The organism is Dictyobacter formicarum (assembly GCF_016587435.1).
The window spans coordinates 98,232-122,910 of sequence record NZ_BNJJ01000011.1; the positions used below are offsets into that span (position 1 = coordinate 98,232).

At 49.9% G+C, this 24,679-nt stretch carries 24 protein-coding genes; 10 read left to right on the top strand and 14 right to left on the bottom strand.

Features of this window, described 5'->3' with window-relative positions; all coding sequences use genetic code 11:
- Window positions 1-155: 155 nt before the first annotated feature.
- Window positions 156-998 carry an NAD(+) synthase gene (gene nadE / locus JMI88_RS19930; protein WP_201363697.1) on the bottom strand — a complete coding sequence of 281 codons (843 nt, stop codon included), beginning with the start codon at window positions 996-998 and terminating at the stop codon, window positions 156-158.
- 552 nt (window positions 999-1,550) lie between these two features.
- Window positions 1,551-1,829 (bottom strand): zeta toxin family protein, encoded by a 279-nt coding sequence (locus JMI88_RS19935; RefSeq protein ID WP_201363698.1) that lies wholly within the window; start codon window positions 1,827-1,829, stop codon window positions 1,551-1,553.
- 324 nt (window positions 1,830-2,153) lie between these two features.
- On the opposite strand from JMI88_RS19935, the gene JMI88_RS19940 reads away from it, so the two are divergent.
- Both JMI88_RS19940 and JMI88_RS19945 read left to right on the top strand, forming a co-directional pair.
- Window positions 2,154-2,549, top strand: coding sequence for a PPOX class F420-dependent oxidoreductase (locus JMI88_RS19940; RefSeq protein ID WP_201363699.1), 396 nt, complete (start codon window positions 2,154-2,156; stop codon window positions 2,547-2,549).
- Window positions 2,550-2,686: 137 nt separating this feature from the next.
- Window positions 2,687-3,754 (top strand): ABC transporter substrate-binding protein, encoded by a 1,068-nt coding sequence (locus JMI88_RS19945; protein ID WP_201363700.1) that lies wholly within the window; start codon window positions 2,687-2,689, stop codon window positions 3,752-3,754.
- An 837-nt stretch (window positions 3,755-4,591) separates the two neighbouring features.
- Here JMI88_RS19945 and JMI88_RS19950 read toward each other — a convergent pair.
- From JMI88_RS19950 to JMI88_RS20000, 11 genes are all read right to left on the bottom strand, one after another.
- Window positions 4,592-6,112 carry an RnfABCDGE type electron transport complex subunit D gene (locus tag JMI88_RS19950; protein WP_201363701.1) on the bottom strand — a complete coding sequence of 507 codons (1,521 nt, stop codon included), beginning with the start codon at window positions 6,110-6,112 and terminating at the stop codon, window positions 4,592-4,594.
- Entirely contained in the window at window positions 6,109-6,852 is a 744-nt protein-coding gene (locus tag JMI88_RS19955) for an FAD:protein FMN transferase (protein ID WP_201363702.1), read from the bottom strand. The genes JMI88_RS19950 and JMI88_RS19955 overlap by 4 nt, the downstream gene beginning before the upstream one ends.
- Window positions 6,853-6,856: 4 nt before the next feature.
- Window positions 6,857-7,375: an FMN-binding protein gene (locus tag JMI88_RS19960; protein WP_201363703.1), complete on the bottom strand. Its 519-nt coding sequence runs from the start codon at window positions 7,373-7,375 to the stop codon at window positions 6,857-6,859.
- A gap of 611 nt (window positions 7,376-7,986) precedes the next feature.
- Window positions 7,987-9,171, bottom strand: coding sequence for a 4-hydroxybenzoate 3-monooxygenase (locus JMI88_RS19965; protein ID WP_373323915.1), 1,185 nt, complete (start codon window positions 9,169-9,171; stop codon window positions 7,987-7,989).
- A gap of 74 nt (window positions 9,172-9,245) precedes the next feature.
- Window positions 9,246-10,604 (bottom strand): 3-carboxy-cis,cis-muconate cycloisomerase, encoded by a 1,359-nt coding sequence (gene pcaB / locus JMI88_RS19970; protein ID WP_201363705.1) that lies wholly within the window; start codon window positions 10,602-10,604, stop codon window positions 9,246-9,248.
- Entirely contained in the window at window positions 10,588-11,379 is a 792-nt protein-coding gene (locus JMI88_RS19975) for a CoA-transferase subunit beta (RefSeq protein WP_201363706.1), read from the bottom strand. Before JMI88_RS19975 ends, pcaB begins: the two co-directional genes overlap by 17 nt.
- Before the next feature lie 17 nt (window positions 11,380-11,396).
- Window positions 11,397-12,227 carry a CoA transferase subunit A gene (locus tag JMI88_RS19980; RefSeq protein ID WP_201363707.1) on the bottom strand — a complete coding sequence of 277 codons (831 nt, stop codon included), beginning with the start codon at window positions 12,225-12,227 and terminating at the stop codon, window positions 11,397-11,399.
- A gap of 13 nt (window positions 12,228-12,240) precedes the next feature.
- Window positions 12,241-12,816, bottom strand: coding sequence for a protocatechuate 3,4-dioxygenase subunit alpha (gene pcaG / locus JMI88_RS19985; protein WP_373323916.1), 576 nt, complete (start codon window positions 12,814-12,816; stop codon window positions 12,241-12,243).
- Window positions 12,817-12,818: 2 nt separating this feature from the next.
- Window positions 12,819-13,559 carry a protocatechuate 3,4-dioxygenase subunit beta gene (gene pcaH / locus JMI88_RS19990; RefSeq protein WP_201363709.1) on the bottom strand — a complete coding sequence of 247 codons (741 nt, stop codon included), beginning with the start codon at window positions 13,557-13,559 and terminating at the stop codon, window positions 12,819-12,821.
- Window positions 13,556-13,951 (bottom strand): 4-carboxymuconolactone decarboxylase, encoded by a 396-nt coding sequence (gene pcaC, locus JMI88_RS19995; RefSeq protein ID WP_201363710.1) that lies wholly within the window; start codon window positions 13,949-13,951, stop codon window positions 13,556-13,558. The genes pcaH and pcaC overlap by 4 nt, the downstream gene beginning before the upstream one ends.
- 35 nt (window positions 13,952-13,986) lie before the next feature.
- The gene (locus JMI88_RS20000) at window positions 13,987-15,072 is read right to left on the bottom strand and encodes a cobalamin-independent methionine synthase II family protein (RefSeq protein ID WP_201363711.1); all 1,086 of its coding nucleotides are present in this window, start codon (window positions 15,070-15,072) and stop codon (window positions 13,987-13,989) included.
- Between the two features lie 355 nt (window positions 15,073-15,427).
- On the opposite strand from JMI88_RS20000, the gene JMI88_RS20005 reads away from it, so the two are divergent.
- Together JMI88_RS20005 and JMI88_RS20010 are read left to right on the top strand one after the other, a co-directional pair.
- The gene (locus tag JMI88_RS20005; RefSeq protein WP_201363712.1) at window positions 15,428-15,910 is read left to right on the top strand and encodes a hypothetical protein; all 483 of its coding nucleotides are present in this window, start codon (window positions 15,428-15,430) and stop codon (window positions 15,908-15,910) included.
- Between the two features lie 14 nt (window positions 15,911-15,924).
- Entirely contained in the window at window positions 15,925-16,275 is a 351-nt protein-coding gene (locus tag JMI88_RS20010; protein WP_201363713.1) for a hypothetical protein, read from the top strand.
- A 64-nt stretch (window positions 16,276-16,339) separates the two neighbouring features.
- Here JMI88_RS20010 and JMI88_RS20015 read toward each other — a convergent pair whose 3' ends face one another.
- On the bottom strand, window positions 16,340-18,523 hold the full coding sequence (locus JMI88_RS20015) for an ArnT family glycosyltransferase (RefSeq protein WP_201363714.1): 2,184 nt from the start codon (window positions 18,521-18,523) through the stop codon (window positions 16,340-16,342).
- 314 nt (window positions 18,524-18,837) lie between these two features.
- On the opposite strand from JMI88_RS20015, the gene JMI88_RS20020 reads away from it, so the two are divergent.
- From JMI88_RS20020 to JMI88_RS20045, 6 genes are all read left to right on the top strand, one after another.
- A complete protein-coding gene (locus JMI88_RS20020) occupies window positions 18,838-19,512 on the top strand; it encodes a response regulator transcription factor (RefSeq protein WP_201363715.1) in 675 nt (224 codons plus the stop codon).
- Between the two features lie 17 nt (window positions 19,513-19,529).
- Entirely contained in the window at window positions 19,530-20,921 is a 1,392-nt protein-coding gene (locus tag JMI88_RS20025; protein WP_201363717.1) for a sensor histidine kinase, read from the top strand.
- Window positions 20,922-21,043: 122 nt separating this feature from the next.
- Window positions 21,044-21,568, top strand: a complete 525-nt coding sequence (locus JMI88_RS20030) for a hypothetical protein (protein ID WP_201363719.1) — start codon at window positions 21,044-21,046, stop codon at window positions 21,566-21,568.
- Window positions 21,569-21,790: 222 nt separating this feature from the next.
- Entirely contained in the window at window positions 21,791-22,651 is an 861-nt protein-coding gene (gene purU, locus JMI88_RS20035) for a formyltetrahydrofolate deformylase (RefSeq protein ID WP_201363721.1), read from the top strand.
- A gap of 424 nt (window positions 22,652-23,075) precedes the next feature.
- A complete protein-coding gene (locus JMI88_RS20040) occupies window positions 23,076-23,483 on the top strand; it encodes a hypothetical protein (protein WP_201363722.1) in 408 nt (135 codons plus the stop codon).
- A gap of 419 nt (window positions 23,484-23,902) precedes the next feature.
- On the top strand, window positions 23,903-24,646 hold the full coding sequence (locus JMI88_RS20045; RefSeq protein ID WP_201363723.1) for a PadR family transcriptional regulator: 744 nt from the start codon (window positions 23,903-23,905) through the stop codon (window positions 24,644-24,646).
- The last annotated feature ends 33 nt before the right edge of the window (window positions 24,647-24,679 follow it).

The window sequence follows — 24,679 nt, forward strand, 5'->3', positions numbered from 1 at the left end:
CTGTGAGAAAAAAACACGCGTTCTAACCCTGCTCTTTCTGTGGTAGTTGCAGCCACTAATTTGTGCTGTTCATCATTCAGCCAAGTTGAATGTTATTACTCTGCCGCCTGATGATGTCGATCTTACAACAAAGGTTTCTTGAGTATTGAAAAAGTTTATCTGTCGTTCTGTGTTTTCCACCAGGTGTCGAATGGCGTGACGGGTCCCTGCCGTTTATGTTCGGTGATGGTATACCGCTGTTCGATGAGCTGTGCCACTTCGGCGGGAACCTTTTTCCCTTCAAGGTAATCATCGATCACGTCGTAACTGATATTGAGTTCATCTTCATCGAGTCGACCTGGATTGGCATCAAGCAGATCAGCGGTTGGTGCTTTTGTGTAGATGCGCTCATCTGCACCCAGATATTGCAGTAACAATCTTCCTTGCCGTTTAGTGAGTCCTGAGAGTGGCGTCAGGTCTACTCCTCCATCTCCATACTTGGTAAAGAAGCCTGATACTGCTTCCGATGCATGGTCGGTGCCTGCTACCAGGGCATTAAAATGGTGGGAAAAGCGGTAATGAACCGTCATGCGCTCCTGCGCTTTCTGGTTTCCTTTGTTGTAATCCGACATCTTGAGGCCGGTGGCGGCTTGAAATGAAGCCACCGCACTATCAACCGCGGGCTGAACATTCACGCTATATGTTCGATCAGGTGTAATGAATTGCAGCGCCCATTGCGCATCCTCTTCGTCCTGCTGTACGCCATAAGGGAGTCGAAGGGCGATAAACACATAGTCTTTACCTGTCTGTTCACGGAGTTCCTCGACTGCGATCTGGCATAAACGTCCGGCCAGGCTGGAATCCTGGCCTCCCGAAATACCGAGGACAAGGCCGTTCATAGACGAATGCGTTACATAGTCTTTTAGGAAATTTACGCGCAATGCAACTTCTTCTTCCGGATCTATTATTGCTTTTGTATGTAATGCTTCAATAATATGTCTTTGTCCGGTTGTTGTCATAGAAAAACTCCTCAAGCAAATAGACGAGGTCATCAGGCCGTCCTGGATAAACCCTGCGTTACACCGTAGGGAATACATAGTGGTCTCCATGTTATAGTGTACGATAACCACTCAAGGATGCAAAAGATGGATGCCGTTATCCTGATGAAACTGAACAACTGTTAGCTATCCCCTCCATGCAGAGAGTGCGTGCTCACCTGCAGATATTTTATCTAAACTATGAAGGATTTAATATATACAATAAACAGGAATAGCACTTTATAATGGCTATTCCTGTTTTGTGCTCGCGCTTATCAAGCTTTGGGTGCATTTCGTAGTACGCAGATCGCCTTAGCGTAGTCTCCACGTGGAATGATGGCCACCGTAATGGTCGCAGAAATTGATTGTTGCTTTGCTGCATCATGCTCATCTTCTATCCAGCGCAAGTATTTTTAATCACGGAAAATATAATATTATACATCCCTGATTGCACATGCTGCTTCTACTTATTTATTCTATCAAATTACTCGTCCGCTTCCGCGCTTTGGAAAAGCATTTTTTATTGCAAGTAGCTTACAGATTATGCTTGAGCCGCAAACGAAGCTGCCGCGCCACCTCCCCCGCAGGTTCACCTGGTTGACTGATCCACGCGCCACCAGAAACAATCATCCGCTGCAACACATCGGCCTCGATATGCACACCCCGCGCAAAACGCTGTGCGAGCAGATGCGCGATCGTTGACTTTCCAGCGGCCATAATACCGGTCACGACAATAATAGATGGCTGGTCACGGCTCATAGCTCGCGACTTGCCGATGTTCATATTCTCTTGTTGGTGCCTCTGTTTATGCATAGTCACAACTTTCCTCGTCGATCTCCCTACAGTGCGGACACAATTTGTATTTGCCTATCCAACAGAACGCAGAAATCCACTTTCATTACCTTGATGCCCATAGTATACAGCCTCCTCTTTAGCCTCGCTCACGTCTCGGTTAGATTGGTAACATGACGAATTTTTTTGCATAAATACAACGTGTATAGATTGAGTGGTCCGAGTCATAATAAATATGTACGAAAAAGGCCAACAACAATTGTTACCAACGTCTGCTGTATGGTGATCCTTTTGATGAGGTTCAGGTGGACGTGCTGGCATAAGTACAACATAAAGGAGTGAGCAATGGCAGTAATACCAGACAAATATAAGGATATTTTGAACACAAAAGCTGCTGCACACGTTGCAACTATTGGACCCAAAGGAGAACCACAGAGTTCGCCGGTCTGGTTTGGCTGGGATGGTACGCATCTTCTTTTTAGTCAGACCAAGAGTCGCCAGAAATATCGCAATCTTCAACGCGATTCGCGGATCGCGCTCTCAATTACTGATCCCAAGCTATTAGAGCGCTACCTTGAGATTCGTGGTCATGTTGTGCGAATTGATGAGGATCCCAATCTGGATTTCATCAATTCTATGGCGAAAAAGTACCTTGATCTCGACAAATATCCCTGGCATCAGCCCGGCGATGAGCGCGTGGTGATCGTAGTTCAACCCGAGCATGCTACCTATCAGGGTTAGTCAATGGATAGCCCAGGAGCCGTGATAGGCGGTCGATAGTTTATCTCTGCTCCTGGATTACCAGAAACACTGATTATGCCAGGCGAGTACACGGGTACTACTGATGAGTTTGGCTTTAGAGATAAAAGATATTTACGATGCCAAAACTACGTGCGACGCTTGTTACCCCCTTAACTGGTTCGCTGGCTCCATTCGGACAGACCTGCGCCACTGGTCTTGCCCTATGGGCTGAGCATGCTGCTTATCTGCCAGCACCGTGGACTGGTGTAGATTTAGATGTGCGCGATTCTGGTCCTGCAATGGATGCAGCAATGAAGGCGGCTGTAGATACTCATCCTGATATGCTATTCGGACCCTACGGCAGTAACACAATGCTCGCCGCGGCACGTGCTACTCAGCGTGTGATCTGGAATCATGGCGGCGCTACTTCTCGCCTGTCTCGCCCTACCTTTCCACAGGTTATCAATGTCCTCTCACCAGCTTCAACCTATTTTGTAAGAGTGCTTCAAGCAGTACATGCGTTCGATCCATCTGCAACGACTATCACTCTCTGCCATTCAAGCACTGGCTTCGGACGCGACGTGGCGAATGGCGCGATAAACGCTGCTGCTGACCTTCATTTCAAGCTACAACCCATATCATTCAAGCCACAGCAGGCTGTGACGATGATACACACTGTCCCAGATGCTGATGTGCTACTGGTTGTGGGTAACTTTGCTGACGAGCTGGCATTAGCTCCTCGCTTGCTGGCACGCCAATGGCGGGCAGCCGCCTTTGTCGGAGCAGGGGTGGCCGAAGTGCTGGCGCCGCTAGGAAAAATGCGGGAACGCTTGCTGGGTCCGGCACAATGGATGCCTACTACATTCATAAGCCCCGATGAGGGACCCGACTCGAACTGGTTTATCACAAACTATAAGAAGATCGTAGGAGATGATCCTCCTTATCCAGCCGCCCAGGCATTCGCTGCCGGGCTACTGTGTGCGCGCTGTTTGCGCGATACTGGAAGTTGTGAGGATGCAGACCAACTTACGGCAGCAACTAAGCTTGATTGCAGTACGCTGTATGGAGCGTTTCGCATTGATCCACAAAGTGGTTTGCAAACAGGTCACCAGGTGCTTACAGTGCAATGGCAAGATGGAGTGCGCCGTGTGGTATGGCCGCCAGAGCATGCTGAGCGCCCGTTACTTGTACCTTTCACAGTATAGGCTTCCACATTCGTTCAGACGAGTAGGATTAATAATTCTTAGAAACCTTTGCGACGCTTATGAGCATTGGAAGCGCTACCAGACCGTGACTCTCGGTCCTGAGTACACTCATGTGAATCGGCCTTGTGGGTTCGTCCCATGCGTGGATCTCGGTTTGGTGGTTTTTTTTCTATCTGAGGATGTGCTCCAGGATTTGTGTGCGCCATTGCCTGCGCGTGAAAAGTTCCTCGCTTCTTGTATGTTCCTGTGGTAATAGGAGTACTTTTTTGTGGATTATTCCGACCTGCTGTTTTTTTTGACCGCCAGCCTTGATGTTGTTTTGCCATTTTCTGCCCCTCTCAACCATTGAGAATGTAAGGATCAGACGCTACCAACTTTACTGCACTACCAAAATCATGTGACGTTCTCCTCCATAAATTGCCAGTATATTCCCTTCTTATTGACATTTATTATCATAGTAAAGGTTGCCATGTAGTTCCATCATAACGTACTCACGTTCAACAAAAGAAAATGTGACACTTCCCTGTACTTTGCGCTATCAAAGATCGATCTCATAAAAAATAATTACTTATAAACACATAGTCATAAATGCACTTATTTACAAATAAATAATATAATATCTATAATTTATTTATTTGTAGACATTTTAAGATCAACAGGCAAAGTATAGCGCTTACATTCTAATTCATGAAGAGGTAAGCGCTATACTTTATCGCTAAGAACGTTAAAGACAACACGTTTTTGGCGCAAAGATAATTGAAAATAGACACAGGGTTTCCCTTGTTCCAATCAGTGGAAAACTCCGTATCTATCTCACAAGTAATCGTATCAGGGCGACTAGACCAGCCGGGGAAAGAAGTCTTTTTTGATCTGATCGTTCTTGATATTCATGTTTTTCAAAACTTCTTCATAGGCTCTAACCATGTCTGGTGGTCCTGAAATGTAATAAGTGCGCTCACTATAATCGGGAATTGTCTGGAGGATCATCTGTTCGTTGAGCCGGCCAACAAAGCCGGTCCAGTCACGGGGAACCGCGGTAGCATCGGTCAGAGTACAGAATGTCTTGATTCCCAGTTGTGTATGGGCAGAGTTTAAAATGTCTTTGTACGCAATCTCGTTGGCATATCTATTGGCATAGAGCAGAATGATGTCGCGCCTCTGCCGCGTATCGAGCAAGTATTTCAGCATACTCCTAAACGGCGTGATACCGATACCACCCGCAATGAACACGAGCTTCTGTTTAGGATCGGATGGTAGCGTGAAATCTCCAGCAATCTGGGCAGCCACAATTTTTGTCTTGCCATCCATGCGCTGCATGGCGTTCTTAAAGCTACTCCCCTGCTCATAGAAGCGCACACCCACATGGACATTGTTCTCAGTTGGCGAGGAGGCCAGGGTGAAGTAGCGACGATTGCCCCGACTATCAGCATGAGGATGCTCCAAAGTGAACTCCATATACTGTCCGGGGACAAACGCTAACTTTTGCGAAGGCTTGAAGACAAAATCCAGCATACCAGGGCCCATTTTGATTTTTCGGCTGAGCCTGAGAACAACCCTTTGCTTTGGACTCACCAGGTAGGAGAAGACATTGCCAAGTACCAGAGCCAGTTCGGGGGTCAGGTAGATGCTGCCGATATGAAGCTGGGGAATAAACAATATTCCGGTAATCACTGCGTAAAGTTGTCGTAATCTTCTGGTGGGAGGGGCGGTCAACGGCTCGGTAAGCATCACGGTCGCGAAAAAGAACAGTGGCGAGAGCAACAATAACTGGTTGATCTCTGTGAGGGCCGATTTGCCCTGTACCAGATTGATGACACAATCACAGAGCAGCGCGGTCACACTAAACACGATGACCAGATCAATCTGGCGCAGCTTACGAGCAATCAGCAAACCACCAATCAGGACGAGGGGCAGCATACTGGTAGTTCCAATCCACCAGCTAGCCGATTCGCCAAGCACAAAGGAGGTAATCACAACGGCGATGGCGGCTGGATTAAAAATGTGCTTTTTGTAGAGGGCCAGGATATATTTAGAAGCCATGGCCAGGATGGCGGCCCAGCCGAGAAATTGGAAGCTAGCATGTGTCTGCGCTGGATCAATGATCAGTGTCAGAATCAAGGCGGTAATCGTGGCTGATTCAATGTTGGTGGGAACTTCAAAGAAGTAGCCAAAGATGGTGTTCGTTGCCCAGCAGAGAATGACCAGTACAACAGTGGATGCCAGCAGCGCCAGTGGTGAGAAAGGCAAAAATTTGAAGTAAGCCAGGACCGTTGCGACGCCAATCAATGCGATCAAGACATAAAGGACCAGGCGGTACATAGTGACGCGATCTAACAGGTAATCTATTTTAGCTATCATGATTTTAATACATACCTTTCGAATCCACTGGTATATGTCGCACGAGCATGGCTGTCAATCATATATCCTTCAAAACCGGCTAATTTTTCAATAAAATGTATGCCCTTCTCCCCCATCGCAAAGGCAGCCGTCGCAAAGCGGTCCGCTTCATAGACATTTGAACCAATCACGCTGATACTGACGACATCCTGTAACTGTTTCTGTGGATCATGTGGATTATAAATGTGCTGCCCCCGAATGGCCGTACCAGAGGTGGCAATGCCTTGATCGGTAAGGGTCAGGATCTTGACGTTCTGGTTACGATTGAAAGGATTGCGTATACCAATACGCCAGGGACGGCCGTCTTTGCTCCCGGCAACCTGTACATCTCCACCAGCATCGATATAGAAATTCTGAAAACCTTGCTCTTTTAACATGCTGGCTGCATTATGGATGGCCCAGCCCTTCACAATGCCGGAAGGATCACAGTGGCCGTTATGATAGATATCAAAGTATCCCTGCGTCTCCTTCCTGGTTTGCTCACTAAGCGCCATAATCGTTTGCATATCGGCGCTAGAGTGCTCGACCGCCAGCTCACCGCGATTGATTTGCGAAATTTCGCTGTTAGCTTTATATGTGCTAAAACGCTCTTCAACCGCGATCAAGTAGTCAAACACTTGCTCTAGAGTAGCTTCTGTCGCAGCCGCATCCAGCACTTCAACCGTGATCGGCATGCCCATTAATAGACGTGTGTCCTTCATCGTGTTACGCCTTCGCCTGGGACAACGCATCGCCGAGCGATTGAATAAAGGCCTCGCTCGAATCGGTAGCACCGGTCACAATATCAACATTATTGTTTTGGGCTTGAATCGCTTCTTGCGTCAACTGTGGATCGGCATAGCTGTTGATAGAAACAGAACGATTGCGATCATTGGGATATTGCAAGAACTGCACGTCCGTGATTTTACCGTTCTGGATGATAGCTTTGACCTGAATATTGCCCCAGTGCGCATCCGCCACACTTCCCGTATACGAACCATCTTTATACTGGCCGCTAGAGGAGCCATTAGAACCAGGTACCGCCGTGGGAGTCGAGCCAGTAGAGTTAGAATTACCAGACGAGCCTGATGAGCCTGATGAGCCTGATGAACTCGAGGAGCTCGATGAAGAGCTTGTACTCGTCGGAGTTGTCGGTAAAGCAGTCACCTGATTAGCATGCGTGAATAGTAAACTATAGAGAATAAAGGCGCCCAGAATCAGGATCGCCACAGTTAATTTCTTCATAAAATGTTGACATCCCTTCAAGAAATGCCTGAACCACCGCGCATAGCAGCCTGAGGGCTCAAGGACTATGTATACAGACAAAGCTCTTTCTATCAATTTGTACAGGTTGATAATCGTATGATTATCAAAAAGAGGCTGCACTTGTTTTCATTACTTATGTGCATACTCAAATTTACATTGCTTTTATTTAAATTACATTGGAGCCTTATGATTACTTTCTAATCATAAGTGTAGCGTCACAAACAATGAGACACGTGAAAAGGTAAATCATACCTCCGCTCCAAAGTTAGATGCTGGCACACTATTCACACCAGGCATCTACAAGCGTTGCTTATGATACGTTTTTATTTATCACAGAGATATTAAGCCTGGATGAATATCTTAACCAATTCTATACGTGCGGGAAAATCTTGATTAGTATTCCAGCAATGTCCTCGGGGTCAACATTATCCCATAATTATTTAATTCTATGGTATCGCGACAACATCAAAAAAGAGGCTAAAAGCTGTAAAAAAATTGTAAAACCTTCTTTGCTACGATGCCTCTTCCGTTACTCGAGAGCATAATGGAAGAGGCGAAAAGGAGTCTCAAGGGGTGACTGGCAAGCAAGACTATGGTTGCACACTAAAGGGCAGGCCAGCATAGTTTTCGGCCAGGCTCATGGAGGCGGCGTGAGAGTTAACGGTGTAGTCAAGTTGGGCGCGCTGCATCCGCTGCTGGAAAGGGTCGTCGTCGGGGAAACGATGAAGCATGGAGGTCATCCACCAGGAGAAATGCTCAGTGCGCCAGACGCGTTGTAGACAGGTAGCCGAATAGGCAGCTAAGAGATCCTCACGCTGCTGTTGGTAGAATAAGGCCAGCGCCCGGGCCAGATGACGCACATCGGCAATGGCCAGGTTAAGGCCTTTGGCTCCTGTAGGAGGTACAATATGCGCTGCATCACCGGCTAAAAAAAGTCGACCATATTGCATCGGTTCAATCACAAAACTGCGCATAGCTACGATATTTTTCTGGATAATGGGTCCGACACGCAACTGCCAGTTATTGTCAGTGACCAGGCGTGCCTGTAACTCTTCAATAATCATTTCATCAGACCAGTTAGCGATATCATCTTGCGGATCGCATTGGATATACATACGCTGAATTTCTGGCGAGCGCGTACTGACCAGGGCAAAGCCGCGTTGATGGTAGGCGTAGATCAATTCTTTGGCAGAAGGAGGTGCCTGCAATAAAATGCCAAGCCAGCCAAAGGGATAGGCTCGGCTATACACATGCTGGACAGATAAGGGTATGCATGAACGCGACACGCCGTGGAAACCATCGCAACCTGCAATAAAGTCACAATGTAATTCTACCTGCTCTTGTTCGTGCATGAAATGGATGATCGGTTGATCGCTGGCGACCGCGGAAAGCTGCACATCCTGCACATTGAAGAGGATCTGCCCACCCTGCTGCAGTCTGGCTGCAATACAGTCTTTGATGACTTCATGCTGTGGATAGATCATGATGGCTCGTCCATTTGTTAATTCATACAAATTAATGCGATGCCCGCAACCATCAAAACGTAGCTCAATACCATGGTGTACCACACCTTCACGATGCATGCGCTGACCAATGCCCATTTCCAGCATTAAGTCCACCGTACCCTGCTCGAGCACGCCAGCGCGAATAGTCGACTCGACCTCTGCACGACTGCGATTTTCAATAACGATCGAATCGATGCCCTCTAAAGATAAGAGCAGCGCTAAAAATAAGCCAGCGGGACCAGCACCAATGATGCCAACGCGGGTATGCATACGCATAGTGATTCATCTCCTCGCTGCGTGTAGAAAGGACAATATAGCCTGGTTAAACTCAGAAGTAAAAAATCTCATGAGTTGCCTCGCGATCCTTGCAATTCCTCTTGATAAGCATTGAGTGAGCGATCGATCAATGCCTCTGTACTCCCGATATAGGCGGCTGGATCAAGTGCCTGCTCGATCGCGGCAGCCGTCAGCACGGTGCGCACCCGTGGCTCTGCCAGGGCCGCCTGCTGTAAAGGTATCCCTGAGCGGATGGCATGTTCACAGGTAGCGTTGACAATTCGTTGCGCTTCCGGTCGTCCCACATGCGGAGCCAGCGCCATCGTCAACGACTCGGACATGATCAATCCGCCAGTCGACGCAAAATTTTCCTGCATACGTGCGGCATCTACCTGCAGACCAGCCAGTGCGGCGCCTACACGTGCGACCGCGCCAGCGGCATAGCGAAAAAGATCGGGCAAGGCGACCCACTCGGCCTGCCAGCCACCAACGGCACGCTCGTGCTCCTGTACCATTAACGTGAGAAGCACGGGAACTTCTCCCAGTGCCAGGCGTGCCGCGGCCAGGGCGGCGGTCGCATCGACGGGATTATGTTTGTGGGGCATTGCCGATGATCCTCCCTTGCCGGGCGCTTTTCCTTCAGCAACTTCTCCGACTTCACCTTGCGCCATCAGCACCAGATCTTCTGCTATCTTCGCCATAGCGCCAGCAATAATGCCCAGTGTGGTAGCAATGCGCGCTACACGATCACGTTCGGTATGCCAGGGCAAATCGGGATTTGGCAATTCCAGCTCTTCAGCCAGGAGTGCGACTACCTGCAGACCCTGCTTACCAAGTGATGCCAGTGTACCTGCGGCGCCACCCAGTTGTACCGCCAGTGTATCTGCGCGTAACGCACGCAATGAGCGCAGTTGACGCAGGGCCAGGCTTAACCAGCGCGCAGCTTTGAGCCCAAAAGTAATTGGCAAGGCTGGCTGTAACAGCGTACGCCCAACCATCAATGTGTGCCGGTGCCGCTCGGCGAGCTGCGCGCTGGCTGAACAGATATCCATTAGCCCCGCATCAAGTAGATCCAGGCCATGGCGTATCTGTAACATCATGGCAGTATCGATCGCATCCTGGCTGGTGGCACCCCAGTGAACATATTTTTGTGCTTCACCAGTGATCTGAGCCGTCAACATGCGTACCAGAGGAATAGCAGGTGTGCCTGCGACGGCAGCTTCACGATAGAGAGTTTCGATATCGAACGCTTCTATCCGGCAGTGGGCGGCAATGGTCGCGGCTGCCTCCGTTGGAATAATACCAGCGCGCGCTTCTGAACGGGCCAGCGCCGCCTCAAAAGCCAACATCCCCTGCATATGCGCTGCGGCCGAAAAGGCTGCCGCCATCTCTGGCGTGCTAAATAGGAAATCAATTGGCTCTGGCATCAGATAGCCCCTTTCCAGCGTGGGCCTGCTTTGTACGCGCATGCAAGTCGCGCAATATCTCCAATTCTGTATCGGTAGGTGCAGGGGTTTGCTCCACTGTCTGTGCAAAACGGATCGGCCAGCCTGTGTTCTGCATAATATCTTCACGCGTGACGTTCTGATGCATCGAAGTTACTAGCAGTTCATTGGTGCCTGGCTCTGGTCGCAAAAGGCAGAGATCAGTCACAACCAGAGTGGGACCCAGTGTTGTAATGCCAAGACGTTGCCGATGATCTCCACCACGACCATAACCAAAGGAGGTAATAAAATCCACCTGCTCAACAAACGTGCGGCGGTTCTGACGCATGACAATATAGGTCTGACCGCATTGGCTGGCAATTTCTGGCGCGCCACCACCACCCGGGAGCCGCACTTTGGGCCGTTCGTAGCTGCCAATCACACTGGAATTGATGTTTCCGAAACGGTCAAGCTGGGCACCACCCAGGAAGCCAATCGAGATACGACCCCCTTGCAGCCAGTACTGGAACATCTCTGGCACAGACACCGTGGTAAGAGCCGTTTCACTTAGCTCTGGATCGCCAATCGAGAGCGGCAGGACAGCGGGCCGTGTAGCAATAGTCCCTGATTCATAGATCAGCGTAATATCGGGCGCATGAGTCAGCCGTGCCAGACTACAGGCCTCCGAAGGAGCACCAATGCCAACAAAACAGACATCCTCATTGCTTAATGCACGCGCCGCCGCAATAGCCATCATCTCCGATGTTGAATATTCCATAACATGTTCTCCAACTCTTATTCAGACTGACTCGCGGGCGGATCGGCCAGTACATGCTCACACATCCAGGCCAGAAAGGTCTCGCGATTCCTTGCAATGGCATCCCAGGCGGTATAGAAAGCATTGTCGCGCCCATAGTAGCCATGGGTATAGGATGGATAGGCGCCATTTGGGACCTGAACAACTGCATTGATGGTCCAATAAGGGAGCACAGTGGCATTTGGACCCGGCACACGCAAATCATCAACGATTTCTTCAACGGTCACGATTACATGCTTCGCGGCCAGGGCAGCCTCCTTCTGCACGCCAATAATCCCCTCGATAAACACATTACCGCTACGATCGGCCCGCTGTGCGTGAATGATTGTCAGGTCCGGGCGCACCGCAGGAACGGCCGCCAGTTGTTCGCCCGTAAAAGGACATTGAATGTGGCGAATATTGGCATTAATGCCAACCAGGTCGGAACCCAGATAGCCACGAAAGATCGCACAGGGCAGTCCTGCCGCTCCAGCGGCGTAGGCATTGGCCAACGCGGCATGACTATGCTCTTCAAGCTCCAGCGGGTGTGGCCAGCCATGCTCAACGGCATCCCGCAACCTGTGGAGAGTTCCCACCCCTGGATTGCCTCCCCAGGAAAAGATCAGCCTACGGGCACACCCCATGCCAATCATCTGGTCATAGATCAGATCTGGCGTCATCCGGATCAGGCACAGTTGCTGTTTTTGCTGCCGGATGATCTCATGACCGGCAGCAAACGGGATCAAGTGGGTAAAACCTTCCAGGGCAATGGTCATGCCATCCTGGACATACTCCGCAATGGCGGCTTGTAACGACATAAAAGAGGTCATCGGCCTTGCTCCATCAGACAGTGAAAAACGCGGTTTCATTGGTCCCCTGCAAGATAATATCAAAGCGATAGCGAACCAGGTCGCCACTCATGTCACGCCTGGCCAGCAATGTTGGCCGCCGCTGCTCAGGAACGCAGAGCAGGATTGGATCGCTGCTATTAGCCGCTTCGTCTTCAAAGTACAGACGCGTCACCAGGTGATTGAGCAGTCCACGGGCAAACACAGTAACGCAGATATGAGGCGCCTGCAACCGCGACTCATCAAAAGTCACCGGACCAGGCTTCACCGTCTCAAACCAGTAACTGCCATCTTCAGCGGTACCAGAGCGCCCAAAACCACTGAAAGATGGATCGAGTGGTGCCGGACCTTGATCCGCTGGATGGTTATAGCGGCCATGTGCATTGGCCTGCCAGATCTCTATCAGCGCATCGGGCACTGGCAGATTATCGCCATCTAAAACTATGCCCTCAATGCGAATACGCTCGCCAGAAGTCTGTGGCCCGGCCAAAATATTGCGTCGACAGTCCTCACGCAAAAGCGTGGGAGCAAAAAAAGGGCCAACTGTCTGCGCTGCGGTCAATGTGAGCATAGTCATGATTCTCCCCTGGTTAACTGTGATGACTCAAAAGGTGTGGCGTGTGGTCCACGTACGACAATATCCCAGCGATATCCCAGCGCCCACTCTGGCTCGGTCACCTCATGTGCGTAGGTAGCAATCAGACGTTGCCGAGCTGCTTCGGTAGGTACCGATTGCATAACGGGGTCAAGCTGATGCAGTGGATCATCAGGAAAATACATCTGGGTAACCAGGCGCGACAGCATCGACGAACCAAACACGGAAAAATGGATGTGGGCTGGCCGCCAGGCATTGGGGTGATTTTTCCAGGGATACGCTCCCGGCCGAATCGTCAGGAAGCGATAGACACCCTCGACATTGGTTAAACAACGGCCCATGCCAAGAAAGTTAGGATCGAGCGGACCCGGCCACTGGTCACGTTTATGCAGGTAACGACCGGCCGCATTGGCCTGCCAGATCTCTAGCAACGTATGTGGAATGGGTATGCCCCGATCATCCAGCACGCGACCAGTTACAATGATACGTTGACCGATCGCCTCACCTCCAGTCCCGGCGTTGCGCGTCAGATCAGAATCCTCAGGCGTGACCGAGCTGATGGCCGGCCCGGGACCGCTCAACTCGGAAATAGTCAGCGGCACTTCGATAAGTGGCAAAAGAGGGGCCCGGCGACGTGTAGATTGATAGGCCTCATATAAATAGGGAGGAAAGATTTCTCGATCTCCCCGCACGATATCGCCAATAGTGGTATGGCTCATGCATCCATCCCTTCGTCTTGCGTGTCGGTTGCAGGAAACTCTTTTTTGGCCATTGCGAAAGCGGCGTTGGCCGCCGGCACACCTGCATAGACCCCCACGTGTAAGAACACTTCGGCAATTTCGTGCGGATCAACGCCACAATTGCGACTGGCATGCAGGTGTAGGGCCAGTTCTTCACGACCCAGCGCCGCCAGAATGGCAATCGTCACCAGGCTCCGCGTACGCCTATCTAGATCTGGACGAGACCAAAGGGAGCCCCAGGCGGTCTCGGTAATAAAACGCTGGAAATCGGCATCCAGGGCTGTTATATTCGCCTGCGCCCGCTCAACGTGCTCGCTCCCGAGCACCTCCTTGCGGACACGCATTCCCAGCTCATAGCGTGACTCTGTCATGATTACAGCTCCGATTACTTGAAACAGACGGCTGACTACGATCCCCAGACCTCGCGCGCAACACTGGCAACAAGCTCTAATTTGTGGCGCTGATCCTCAAAGGAAATATGGTTGCCTTCCATAGTCGATGCAAAGCCGCACTGCGGACTGAGGGCCAGACGTTCTAGTGGCAAAAATTTTGTGGCTTCCTGGATGCGGCGGCGCAATTCGTCTGTGGTCTCCAGGCGCGTCTTCTTGGTTGTGACCAGTCCCAATACCACAAACCGGTCCTCGGGTACATGACGCAACGGCTCAAAGCCACCGGAGCGCGCGTCATCGTACTCAAGCAGGAAACGCTGAAAGTGGGTCTGGCTAAAGATACGAGAGATAGGTTCATAGTCACCGCTGGCATAGAATTTACTCTGGTTGTTGCCGCGACAGATATGCATGGAGAAAGTGACACCGGGATGGCCGTCAATGATAGCATTATCCATGGCGATGCATTGATCGATGATCTTATCGGGATCGCTACCACGCTGTCGATAGCCCTCGCGCATCTGAGGATCAAGCAAGGCGGCATATTGCGGAGCATCGATCTGGATATAATCACAGCCCAGACGGACCAGTTCCTCAACCTCGCGGCGCGAGAAATCCACGATATCGGCCAGGTAGGCATCGCGTGTGGCATATGCAGCCTTCGATTTCTCGGGATCATAATAAGCCGCGGCTTGTTGAGCGCTGATCATGGTCACTTTGCCAGGACGAGACTTGCGAGAGCGCAAATAAACCCATTCCTCAGAGCACATGCTGCGCTTCCACTGGAGCTTCTCCACCACCACCGGACGCTTCAGTACCAGTTCTTCACCGGTCTCATCCCTGAAAGGAATAGCCCAGCCACCATACTTATCAAAACCCGACAGTGCATCAATCAGGTGACCATAAAAAGCATAACGCCGCAATTCACCATCCGTAATCACATCCAGGCCCGCAGCCTCTTGCAACGAGATCACCTCATTGACCGCTCGATCCTCGATCGCCTTAAAGTCCCTAGCACTCAACTGGTTTGCTTCGAACTGCTTCCTCGCTTCTACCAGGTAGGTCGGCCTGAGCAGGCTTCCCACCACCTCACTGTGATAGGTCATGTTTACGTTCCTCCTAAAATAAACACAGGTTTCAACAAAGGAAAGTAACAAACAATGTTACCTGTTAAATCAATAATAACAACCTTAAACCTTATTTCATTTGTCAGGAACCAGAGTATCATTTACCACAATCTGTACAGGTTTCTTTCCTATTTTAACATAAGAAAACGTCGAAAAATGCGCAAGCTCAATGCTATAAGAAACCAGGTGTTTAATCCTCTCTTCATTAACCTCCTATCACATAAAATCAGAAGCAGAAATTTCCATAATTGCGCCTTTAATAAAGAATAATCTGATATTACATATAGAGCACATGTAGCTATATGAAAACAGAAACAAAGTGGAGTATCAGTGTATGGTCACAACCAATAATTCTTTCATCACACAGATGAAATTGCGCGAGTTACGTAAGCAACACAGCCGGTCAATGCAAGCCTATACTGAGTTACGTCAACAAGTCGCTGCTGCCGTTTCAGAAACTGAGCAATTACGTCTCTTGTACAATGGCCTACGCCAGCTTAAATTTGCCAACCAGGAGCTACATCCCGATGTAGCCAATATGGAACCATTGCTAGATCAAGACAATGGCCAGGCAATATCAGTGGAAACCCTTACTTTCTGGCGCCAACAGCTAGAAAAGGAGTTGACTGGCGGGCAGTTACGAGCGGAGATTATTTACGTCTTTGGAGCGCTTTTAGAAGAGTGGGCTGCTAAAATAACAGAAAGCGCACAGGCACGTGATCAACGTGTACAACAACAAAAAGTTCTGTTAGAGCGCTTGTTAGAGCCAGCACCAACAGGTAATTATAGAGAAGTGCTCTGCAAGCCCCCATTTTAGCTGCCAGCTACGCGGTGAATTTCACTCGACAGGCGCAGATAGCAGTACCAGAAGAACGAATTTCTGACTGGCAATATCAGCATGATGAGGTATGGTCTACCTTCTATGGGACTCTAAACCAGGAAATTGAAGCGGCCGAACCCAAAACCAACCAGGTAATGCAGGTCCTGGTCAAAGACTTTATTCGTCGGGGGTCAGAAATGTCTAATAGCGATCAGGAAGGTCTCACTACCTACTGGCGCTGGATACTTGCTATCTATGGTCCTCAGATCCTTGATCAGCTAGGTACTTTCCGTTTTCTTATCACTGATCTGGTCCCTCTACAACTAATTGTGCACAAGTATCGCCAGCAAAATAATGAATAAATAAAACAAGGACAAGAGGAAGTATGACGACAGTTATTGCCATACTTCCTCTTGTCCTTGTTGTCTAGCTAGTGGCTTTGCAATCGTATAGCTGGGAGGAACCTCCGAAACCGCCAGCGTTGGTAGATGAGCTGGATTGCCATTGGCTGGATGGGACGGCTTTGCAGCTTTGCGTCACCCAGGAGGTAGCGCTGCTGCTCTGTCCTCCAGGTCCCCCACCAAATCCACCTGAACCGTTGAGCAAGAAGTAGCGAACAGTGCCGTTAGCTACCAGAGCCTTGAGCTGGCTGCTGGTCAGGATAGGATCGCTACCGGAGAAACCTCCCAGAGCCATGACAGCTTTGTTGGTAGAGAGGATAATCGAGTCGGCCGTTTGAGAACTGGGAACGGCGAGCAGGTACTTCGTGTTGCCCTGATTGGCTTCCAGGTATTTAATTAGCGCAGTATCAATGTTTCTGCCGCCATTGCCACCTGCATTGGCTGGCGGACCACCTGAGCCTCCTGTCGGAGCTTGCTGACTACTGGTAGTACTCTGTCGATCAAAGGTGAAGCGACGACCAGTGCCAGGTGCGCCACCGCCACCAAATCCCTGGCTCTGGCCCGCCGTTGGCAGATCAGCCACGATATTGTCGACGGCCGGGATGGCTGACCAGACGGCGGAAGTTAATAGCAGCGCGACCAGCCCCAGTCCAACCGCGGGCAACAGCAAGCGCGTGCTGATCGTCTGGCGCGGCAGCAGACGTCCCAGAAAGAGAATAATTGCAGCTAGCGCACAGGCAATAGCGATAATCGGCATTAGCCAGCTACCCCACGAGGGATCGGTAGCAATAATATAGATCTGCTCCATGGCGGTCAGGATCAAGGCCAGGGGCAAGAGCCAGCCATGCCAGCCAGAACGCCGATAATCCTGCCACATGACCACGATGCCGATCCCAAAGAGGGCACAGATAGCTGGTGCGAGCGTTGAAAGGTAGTATTGATGAAAAAAACTGGCCACGCTAAAAAAGATGCCCACGGTGAGTAGCCAGACGCCCCAGAGAATCAATGATTGTTGCTGCCAATCATCACGGAACTGAGGACGACGCTGCCAGGCCAGAGCCAGCATCCCCAGCAGCGCCAGGGGCAAGAGCCAGACGATCTGTCCACCAAGGGGTTGGGTAAAGAGGCGCAGTATACCAGGAGTGCCGGTATTAAAGGCCCCGCCACCACCAAAGCCGCCACCACCGAAATTTCCACCTCCATTAGTCGGCGGCCCCTGAAAACCACCATTACCAGTTTGTAAGGAAGAACCATTGGTACCCGCCGAGGAAGAAGAGTTAGCGCCCTGGATGCCCGCTGGCGGATTTTGCCCCGTTCTATTGCCACCCGGCATGCCAGCATTGCGACCACCAAAACCAAATGAGCCAAGCAACCGTTGCACTCCGTTATAACCCAGCGCCAGGCTAATCTCCGAGTTATCCTGGCTTGAACCAACATATGGACGTTGAGAGGCCGGGATCATATCTACGGCGACCGCCCACGACAATGAAATCGTCAACATCAGTAAAACTGCCAGAGCCAGGTGGACAATACGCACCCAGAGACGCTTGGGCGCAGCTAACAGGTAGAGGAGCCCATAAGCAGGAACAACCAGGTAAGCCTCCAGCATCTTGATATTAAAGCCCAGACCCACACAAACCGCACAGAGCAATAGCCAGCGCAATTTACCTGCTTCCGCCGCCTTCATTACGGCCCATGCTCCCAGCAACATCACCAGGATCAGTGTGCTATCAATGGTGTTATTGCGATTTGTCACCACGCTGATCGGGCTAATAGCCAGTGCCAGCGCCGCCAGCAGACCGGCAACAATGCCAAAGTGCCGTCGCACCAGATAGTAGAGTAGAACGACAGAAAGTACCCCGGCCAGCGCTTGCGGCAAGAAGATGCTAAAAGGGGTAAAGCCAAAAATCTTTGCGCTGGCCGCCTGCAGCCAGAAGCCTAGAGGCGGCTTGTCAACAGTAACAAAACCGCCTGGATCGAATGAGACAAAGAAAAAATTGTGCCAGCTATCCAGCATGCTACGGATAGCTGCGGCATAGTATTGATTGCCATATCCATTCCGCCCCAATTGATAAAAATTCATAAAAATCGAGATCAAAGTGATCAGTGTCAGTCCCACCGGTTGCAGGAAGCGCTGCCAGCCGTCCGCTTTCTGTTCCAGCCGAAGCTCAGGCCGTGCATTAGTTACCGGTGCCGTTGTATCAATCATGGATTCCATATTTCCTTTCTGGATAGGCATTGCTACCTCCACCAGTCATAAGTGCATAAACATCAGACTCTGCAAGCGCGATTATCCAACAATGCACATGCACCATAATCGCGCTTGCAGACACTGCATGCTTTTAGGGTACGGAGTATTGATGAGAAAAAGATTGGAAAGATAGTAAAATTATGTGCGGCACAAGCTGAAATTAATCATTTGATCGAAAATTTACAATATCCATGTTTTTCTCTCATATTTTTTCAATAAAGTACACGTATTCTTTCAATATTAGCGGGAACGGTTTCTAAAGGAGAGAAATTATGCACATTCTTGTCGTGGAGGATGAACAGCGACTCACATATTTGTTGCGCCGGGTGCTGCTTGAAGAACGCTATGCTGTTGATCTGGCTCATGATGGAGTAGCGGGCCTGGACCTGGCGTTGAGCGATACTTATGATGTCGTTATTCTGGATGTCATGCTGCCTGGCATGGATGGGATTGAGATTTGTCGGCAGATGCGGACTGAACGTGTGATGACGCCTGTACTGATGTTGACCGCGCTGGGCGCGGTAGAAGATCGCGTGACCGGCCTAAATGTGGGAGCCGATGATTATTTGACCAAGCCCTTTGCGATGGAGGAACTGTTAGCTCGCATCAATGCCCTACTGCGTCGACGTACTCACCACTTCGATGAAAAACAGCTATTGACGGTGGGAGATCTGACGCTTGACATGGTACGGCATGAGGTATGTCGGGATGGCCAGCTTATTGAACTGACGGCGAAAGAATTTGCGCTGCTAGAGTATCTGATGCGCCATCCAGGCCAGGTTCTAACACGTACCCAGATCACTGATGCCGTCTGGCGCTATGATCTGGAGGCGCTCTCTAATGTGGTTGATATCTACATCCACTATCTGCGCGATAAGGTTGACCAGGGCTTCTCACGTCCATTGATCAAGACTGTGCGTGGATTTGGCTATAAGATAACCAGTTAGCATGACAGGAAAAGAATATGCGTAGACATAGCAGAATCCGGTGGTCATGGCCTCATACAACCCGGCGACACGCACAGAAACCTGAAATCATCTTATTTCGTGGGCTCCGTATTCGCCTGACGCTCTGGTACTGTGGCATATTAGGAATAGCCCTGGTGCTGTTCGGCACGGCCCTCTACTTTGGAGCCCAATATTTTCTGCTGGCACCAATTAAAGCAGATGCCACAGGTCGAGCACAGGCACAGAGAAACATGTGGCTGCACGATTCGCCGGCCCATGCTTGTATGGATCCCGTGCCGCATGGCCTGGATGATGCGCCACCCCATTCATTCCAGGGCTTCGCTCCTCCCCGCTTGATGCTGTGCTTCGATCAAAATGGTAACCTGCTCACAACAGCCAACACTAACAGCCTGCCAGCAACGTTCCTGGATACGCACCTGGTAAAAGCTGTGCTCCAGACGGATCAGTCAGCCTCGGATGTCGTCGATGGTGGAGGTACGGTTGGATCTATCTATCGTTATGCATTGCTCGTGACCGCTCCAGATGACGGCACTAAGAGCGGTGTCGTCCTGGTGGGCGAAACGATCCAGCCGCAAATGTCAGCACTAAATCTACTGCTGGTCCTCTTACTCTCAATTGGAGGAGTCGCCTTGCTGGGAGCAGGCGTGGGAGGACTCTTTCTGGCCGATCGGGCCTTGTTGCCAGCACGCCAGGCATGGCTCAAACAGCAGCGCTTTATCGCCGATGCTTCCCATGAGCTGCGCACTCCGCTGACATTGCTGCGAGCCGATGCCGATGTGCTGCTACGTGGACGGAAGCATCTGGACGAGGAAGATACTGCATTGCTCGATGATATCATCGGCGAAACCACCCATATGACCAGACTGGCCGCTAACTTATTAACCCTAGCTCGCCTCGACAGCAGCAACGTCCATCATGAACAAGAGGTAATCGATTTGACCGAGCTAGCAACCAGAGTAGTGCACCGCGTACAATCCCTGGCAGAGCAGCAACAAATTACTGTCCAGATCACCAGCAGTCAGCCATGGCAGGTGCTTGGAGACCCTGTATTACTGGAACAAGCGATACTAGGATTACTGGATAATGCCATTAAATATAATCATGCGGGGGGCCAGGTCAATGTGCGTACGATGAAACAGAATGGCCAGGTTATTTTAGAGATACAGGATACGGGCAGGGGCATCGCGGCAGAACACCTGCCGCATCTCGGTGAACGCTTCTATCGTGTCGACAAAGCCCGCGCTCGTAGCGTTGGTGGTACGGGACTGGGCTTGTCTATCGCGCAAGAGAGCGCCCTGGCCCATGGCGGACAGCTCCACATCCAGAGCGCATCAGGCCAGGGCACAACTGTACGCCTGACCCTACCTGTGGTCCAGGGCCACCATTAACCTGGAACAAAAAAGCCGCAGTGATATGGTTACTGATTACTATATATCTCTGATGAAATAGCAAGTCTTTGCTATAATACGATAAATAGACAGAGATTCTTATCAGGAGCTAACGATATATCATGGAACAGCCAGCCAAAAAACGTTCTTTCATCTCTCCCAGAACAGGTACAATCCTGGGTATAATAGTAATCGCGCTTGCTGTGTTTGGCGTGCTTCGCTCAGGTCCTCACGAAGTAGAGCACGACTCGTTGTTTGCGCCCCCCCCGCCGCCAACGGTCGTCGTCACAAATCCTGTGTCCAGCACCGACCTGCATCAAAAATATAATTATAATGGCGTCAATATCACCTTTACCAGGGCTGAGATGGCCAGTAAATTCTCCGACGATTTCAAACCCGGAGGCACCTATGTCGTACGTGTCTCCTTAAATACTACTAATAACAACAAAGATACCATTGGCGTGGACTACGTTAGTCTGACGCGTTTGATTTTACCTACAGGCCAGAGTATTAAGGGTAAGGTAGCTTCGATAAGCGCAGCCGTCTACCCGGGTAAACCCCAGAGCGGCTACATAGATTTTCCTGTCAATGACAAGGTTGACCTCTCTCAAATCAAACTACAATTTAATAAAACAATTTTAGCTTGATCAACCAATAAATATAGTGGGCGCATACGCCCGCACTCTTTTTATTTAGTCGTGTAATAAATGCTCATCGAGTGCTTCTTGCACCACTGAATAAAATAGATATGGCAGCATTGTCCATTGACACGACTATAGACAAGACATACCATAGAAATCTGAACTATAGACAAGCTGTTAAATTAACGGCATTGCCCAAATTATTAAAGTCAGTGGGAGGACCACACGGTGTCGACACAAAAAGAGACAATTACTTTGCTCATCTCCTGTCCTGATAAACCGGGCATTGTCTCCGCTATCTCGGGCTTCATTTTTGAGCACAATGGAAATATATTGGAATCCGATCAACACTCAACCAATCAGCACGAGGGTAGCTTTTTTATGCGCATCAGCTTTGCGGAAGATACCTTTCGGTTAAGTGAGGAGGAACTGCGCGAGGCGTTTCAACCCATTGCGACGCGGTTTCAGATGCAGTGGCATGTCAGCTACTCACGCCAGCGCAAACGCGCTGGCATCCTCGTCTCCAAATATGACCATTGCCTCGTTGATCTGCTCTGGCGCTGGAAAATTGGCGAATTAACGATGGACATTCCCTTTATTATCAGCAATCACCCCAATCTGGAGAAACTGGCCAACATGTATGGCGTTCCCTATTATCATTTTCCCGTCAAGCGCGAGACGCGACAACAAGATGAACAGCGCATGCTCGATTTTATTGGCGAGCAGGCTGATTTCCTGATCCTGGCACGCTATATGCAGATCCTGGAACCTTTCTTTGTTGATGCTTTCCCGCAACGCATCATTAACATCCATCATAGTTTCCTGCCTGCCTTTATCGGAGCCAGTCCCTATGATCAGGCTTTCAGGCGTGGCGTCAAACTTATTGGTGCCACCGCTCATTATGTTACCAGCAGTCTGGATGAAGGTCCCATTATCGCCCAGGACGTCATCCACTGCGATCATCGAGATGCCGTTGATGACCTGATCCGCAAGGGCCGCGATGTCGAACGTCGTGTGCTCGCGGAAGCCGTGCGGCTACATACATCGGACCGAGTGCTGGCCTACGAAAACAAAACCATCGTCTTCTAGTAATTCTAATATATGTCCCCTTTCAGAAAATATATGAAAGGGGCTATCTTTTTTGGTCATGGGTTCCAGGCGAAATACAGAAATTCCTTATAGGAACTTTATCCACATTTTTTATCATTTGTTGTTCGCATCTGACCACCATTGACGCGTTCTTCTTCCTTTATTGGATTAATTTATCGATAAACGCTCAATTACATAATGTTTTCCTCCAACTTCTCCGCAAGCTTATGCGCTCCCTCGATAGCTATAGTCAGGCGCCTAATAGATGAGTTTTACGGGCAATTTCCCATACAAGGTAGAGCTTAAAAAGACCATCGTATAAAAAATATATTTTTTGAAACACATGTTGAACAACCCAAGAAGGATATGATACTATTATGCGAGGCAGAAACGGCAAGCCTCCAAATCCAAAAGAGGAGTTCAAATGAGCGACATGCTTCGGCTCGCACCGACATTTCGTAAAACACGAGTTGAGCTAAGTAACGAGGAACAGGCTCAATTAAACACAATTATCGACCTACTTATACCGTCCGATAAAGATTTTCCTCCCCCATCTAGTTTGCCTTTGATTGATGAAATACTGTTACATCTTTCGCCCAAAGCTGGGCGAAAAAACACCCCGATGTTGAGTGAGAAGCGTCTACGTGCTGTATTACATGAGCTAAATTTATCCGCTGATGGAAATTTCTGTCTCGCCAATACGGAAAAACAGCAAAGCTTGCTACGCCACCTTGAGTATCGTGATCCCGCCTTCTTTCAAGCGCTCTGGACTCTTGTCAATCATAGTTATTATGCGTTGCTAGCCACACGCTGGCATAGTCAACTGGCATAACGTATTTTCAAGACGTCGTCAGACAAGATATTATTTTCCACCACCATTAATATCCATAGAGACAAATACAAGGATCCGTAGAGACGTGTAGCCATTCTCTCAGAGAGAATGAGCTGACCCGACTGCGGATCTTTGTTTCGTTAACACCATGTTTTGAAACAACTACACATGGCTTATTTATGATGTGTGTGCATAGCACGCCACCAGTTCCAGCCAAGGCAAACACCACAGGCGTACACTATGTAGATCAATCAGGTTTACATAACAAAAGTGATTAGCTGGAAAACGATGACATAGTTTGCAACCTTTGGCGAAATAGTGCGTAATTCATATTGACAACAATACGATATATCGTATATAGTAAGAACACGATAACGATATATCGCAATCTAGTGAACTCGGAAAGGAGACCCGCTGAAATGTTTAACCGTTTCAACAGACACTTTGCCTTTGGCTATGAGGGTGGACCCCAGGATTGGGAGGGGTGGACTCCACCATGGTTAAACCGTGATGAGCCTCATCACCATCACCATCACGGACCTCGCTTCTTCGGTATGCGCATGCGCCGTGGACCCTTTGGCCCTGGCGGCCCGTTCGGCCCTGGCGGTCCCTTTGGTCCTGAAGGTGGGCCTTTCAAGGCAGGACAACGCTTCTTTGGACGTGGCGATGTCAAGTATGCGCTGCTTGAGTTGCTGCGCGAGCGTCCTATGCATGGCTATGAGATGATGAAGGCGCTGGAGGAGCGCTCCGGTGGTTTCTATGCTCCCAGTGCTGGCACCATCTATCCAACGCTACAATTGCTGGAAGATCGTGGTCTGGTCACGGTCCAGGAAGAGAACGGCAAGAAAACCTATAGCATTACAGAAGAAGGCAAGAATTTTCTGAATGAGCATCAAAAAGAGGAGGAAAATTTCGTGCCGCCCTGGGCCCACGGTCGCTTCTGGAATGAGCCGGAAATTCAGGCTATCCGCACCGAGGCCATGGAGGTTGCTCGCCTCTTCGCTATTGCGGGCCGCTCGTCTTTCCGCGATAGCGAAAAGCTAGGTCGCCTGCGCCTGATCCTGGAACGCACCCACAAAGATCTGAATGACTTCATCTATGGTACACCGACGAAAACTGCAGAGCCTGGAAGCGAGACCCCTCCAGCCGATCAAAACATCTAATCTCGATAATCGGGTAATTGCTGGTAAAAAGAT

Coding starts and splice junctions, on each gene's coding strand:
- JMI88_RS19965 (WP_373323915.1), bottom strand. CDS start 9,171: ATGCATACCCGCGTTGGCATCATTGGTGCTGGTCCCGCTGGCTTATTT.
- JMI88_RS20020 (WP_201363715.1), top strand. CDS start 18,838: ATGCACATTCTTGTCGTGGAGGATGAACAGCGACTCACATATTTGTTG.
- JMI88_RS20040 (WP_201363722.1), top strand. CDS start 23,076: ATGAGCGACATGCTTCGGCTCGCACCGACATTTCGTAAAACACGAGTT.
- JMI88_RS19960 (WP_201363703.1), bottom strand. CDS start 7,375: ATGAAGAAATTAACTGTGGCGATCCTGATTCTGGGCGCCTTTATTCTC.
- pcaC (WP_201363710.1), bottom strand. CDS start 13,951: ATGACAGAGTCACGCTATGAGCTGGGAATGCGTGTCCGCAAGGAGGTG.
- JMI88_RS19955 (WP_201363702.1), bottom strand. CDS start 6,852: ATGAAGGACACACGTCTATTAATGGGCATGCCGATCACGGTTGAAGTG.
- JMI88_RS19950 (WP_201363701.1), bottom strand. CDS start 6,112: ATGATAGCTAAAATAGATTACCTGTTAGATCGCGTCACTATGTACCGC.
- JMI88_RS20025 (WP_201363717.1), top strand. CDS start 19,530: ATGCGTAGACATAGCAGAATCCGGTGGTCATGGCCTCATACAACCCGG.
- JMI88_RS19940 (WP_201363699.1), top strand. CDS start 2,154: ATGGCAGTAATACCAGACAAATATAAGGATATTTTGAACACAAAAGCT.
- JMI88_RS19945 (WP_201363700.1), top strand. CDS start 2,687: ATGCCAAAACTACGTGCGACGCTTGTTACCCCCTTAACTGGTTCGCTG.
- JMI88_RS19980 (WP_201363707.1), bottom strand. CDS start 12,227: ATGACCTCTTTTATGTCGTTACAAGCCGCCATTGCGGAGTATGTCCAG.
- pcaH (WP_201363709.1), bottom strand. CDS start 13,559: ATGAGCCATACCACTATTGGCGATATCGTGCGGGGAGATCGAGAAATC.
- JMI88_RS20015 (WP_201363714.1), bottom strand. CDS start 18,523: ATGATTGATACAACGGCACCGGTAACTAATGCACGGCCTGAGCTTCGG.
- JMI88_RS20005 (WP_201363712.1), top strand. CDS start 15,428: ATGGTCACAACCAATAATTCTTTCATCACACAGATGAAATTGCGCGAG.
- JMI88_RS20000 (WP_201363711.1), bottom strand. CDS start 15,072: ATGACCTATCACAGTGAGGTGGTGGGAAGCCTGCTCAGGCCGACCTAC.
- JMI88_RS19975 (WP_201363706.1), bottom strand. CDS start 11,379: ATGGAATATTCAACATCGGAGATGATGGCTATTGCGGCGGCGCGTGCA.
- nadE (WP_201363697.1), bottom strand. CDS start 998: ATGACAACAACCGGACAAAGACATATTATTGAAGCATTACATACAAAA.
- JMI88_RS20045 (WP_201363723.1), top strand. CDS start 23,903: ATGTTTAACCGTTTCAACAGACACTTTGCCTTTGGCTATGAGGGTGGA.
- JMI88_RS19935 (WP_201363698.1), bottom strand. CDS start 1,829: ATGCATAAACAGAGGCACCAACAAGAGAATATGAACATCGGCAAGTCG.
- JMI88_RS20030 (WP_201363719.1), top strand. CDS start 21,044: ATGGAACAGCCAGCCAAAAAACGTTCTTTCATCTCTCCCAGAACAGGT.
- pcaG (WP_373323916.1), bottom strand. CDS start 12,816: ATGCTCACATTGACCGCAGCGCAGACAGTTGGCCCTTTTTTTGCTCCC.
- pcaB (WP_201363705.1), bottom strand. CDS start 10,604: ATGCCAGAGCCAATTGATTTCCTATTTAGCACGCCAGAGATGGCGGCA.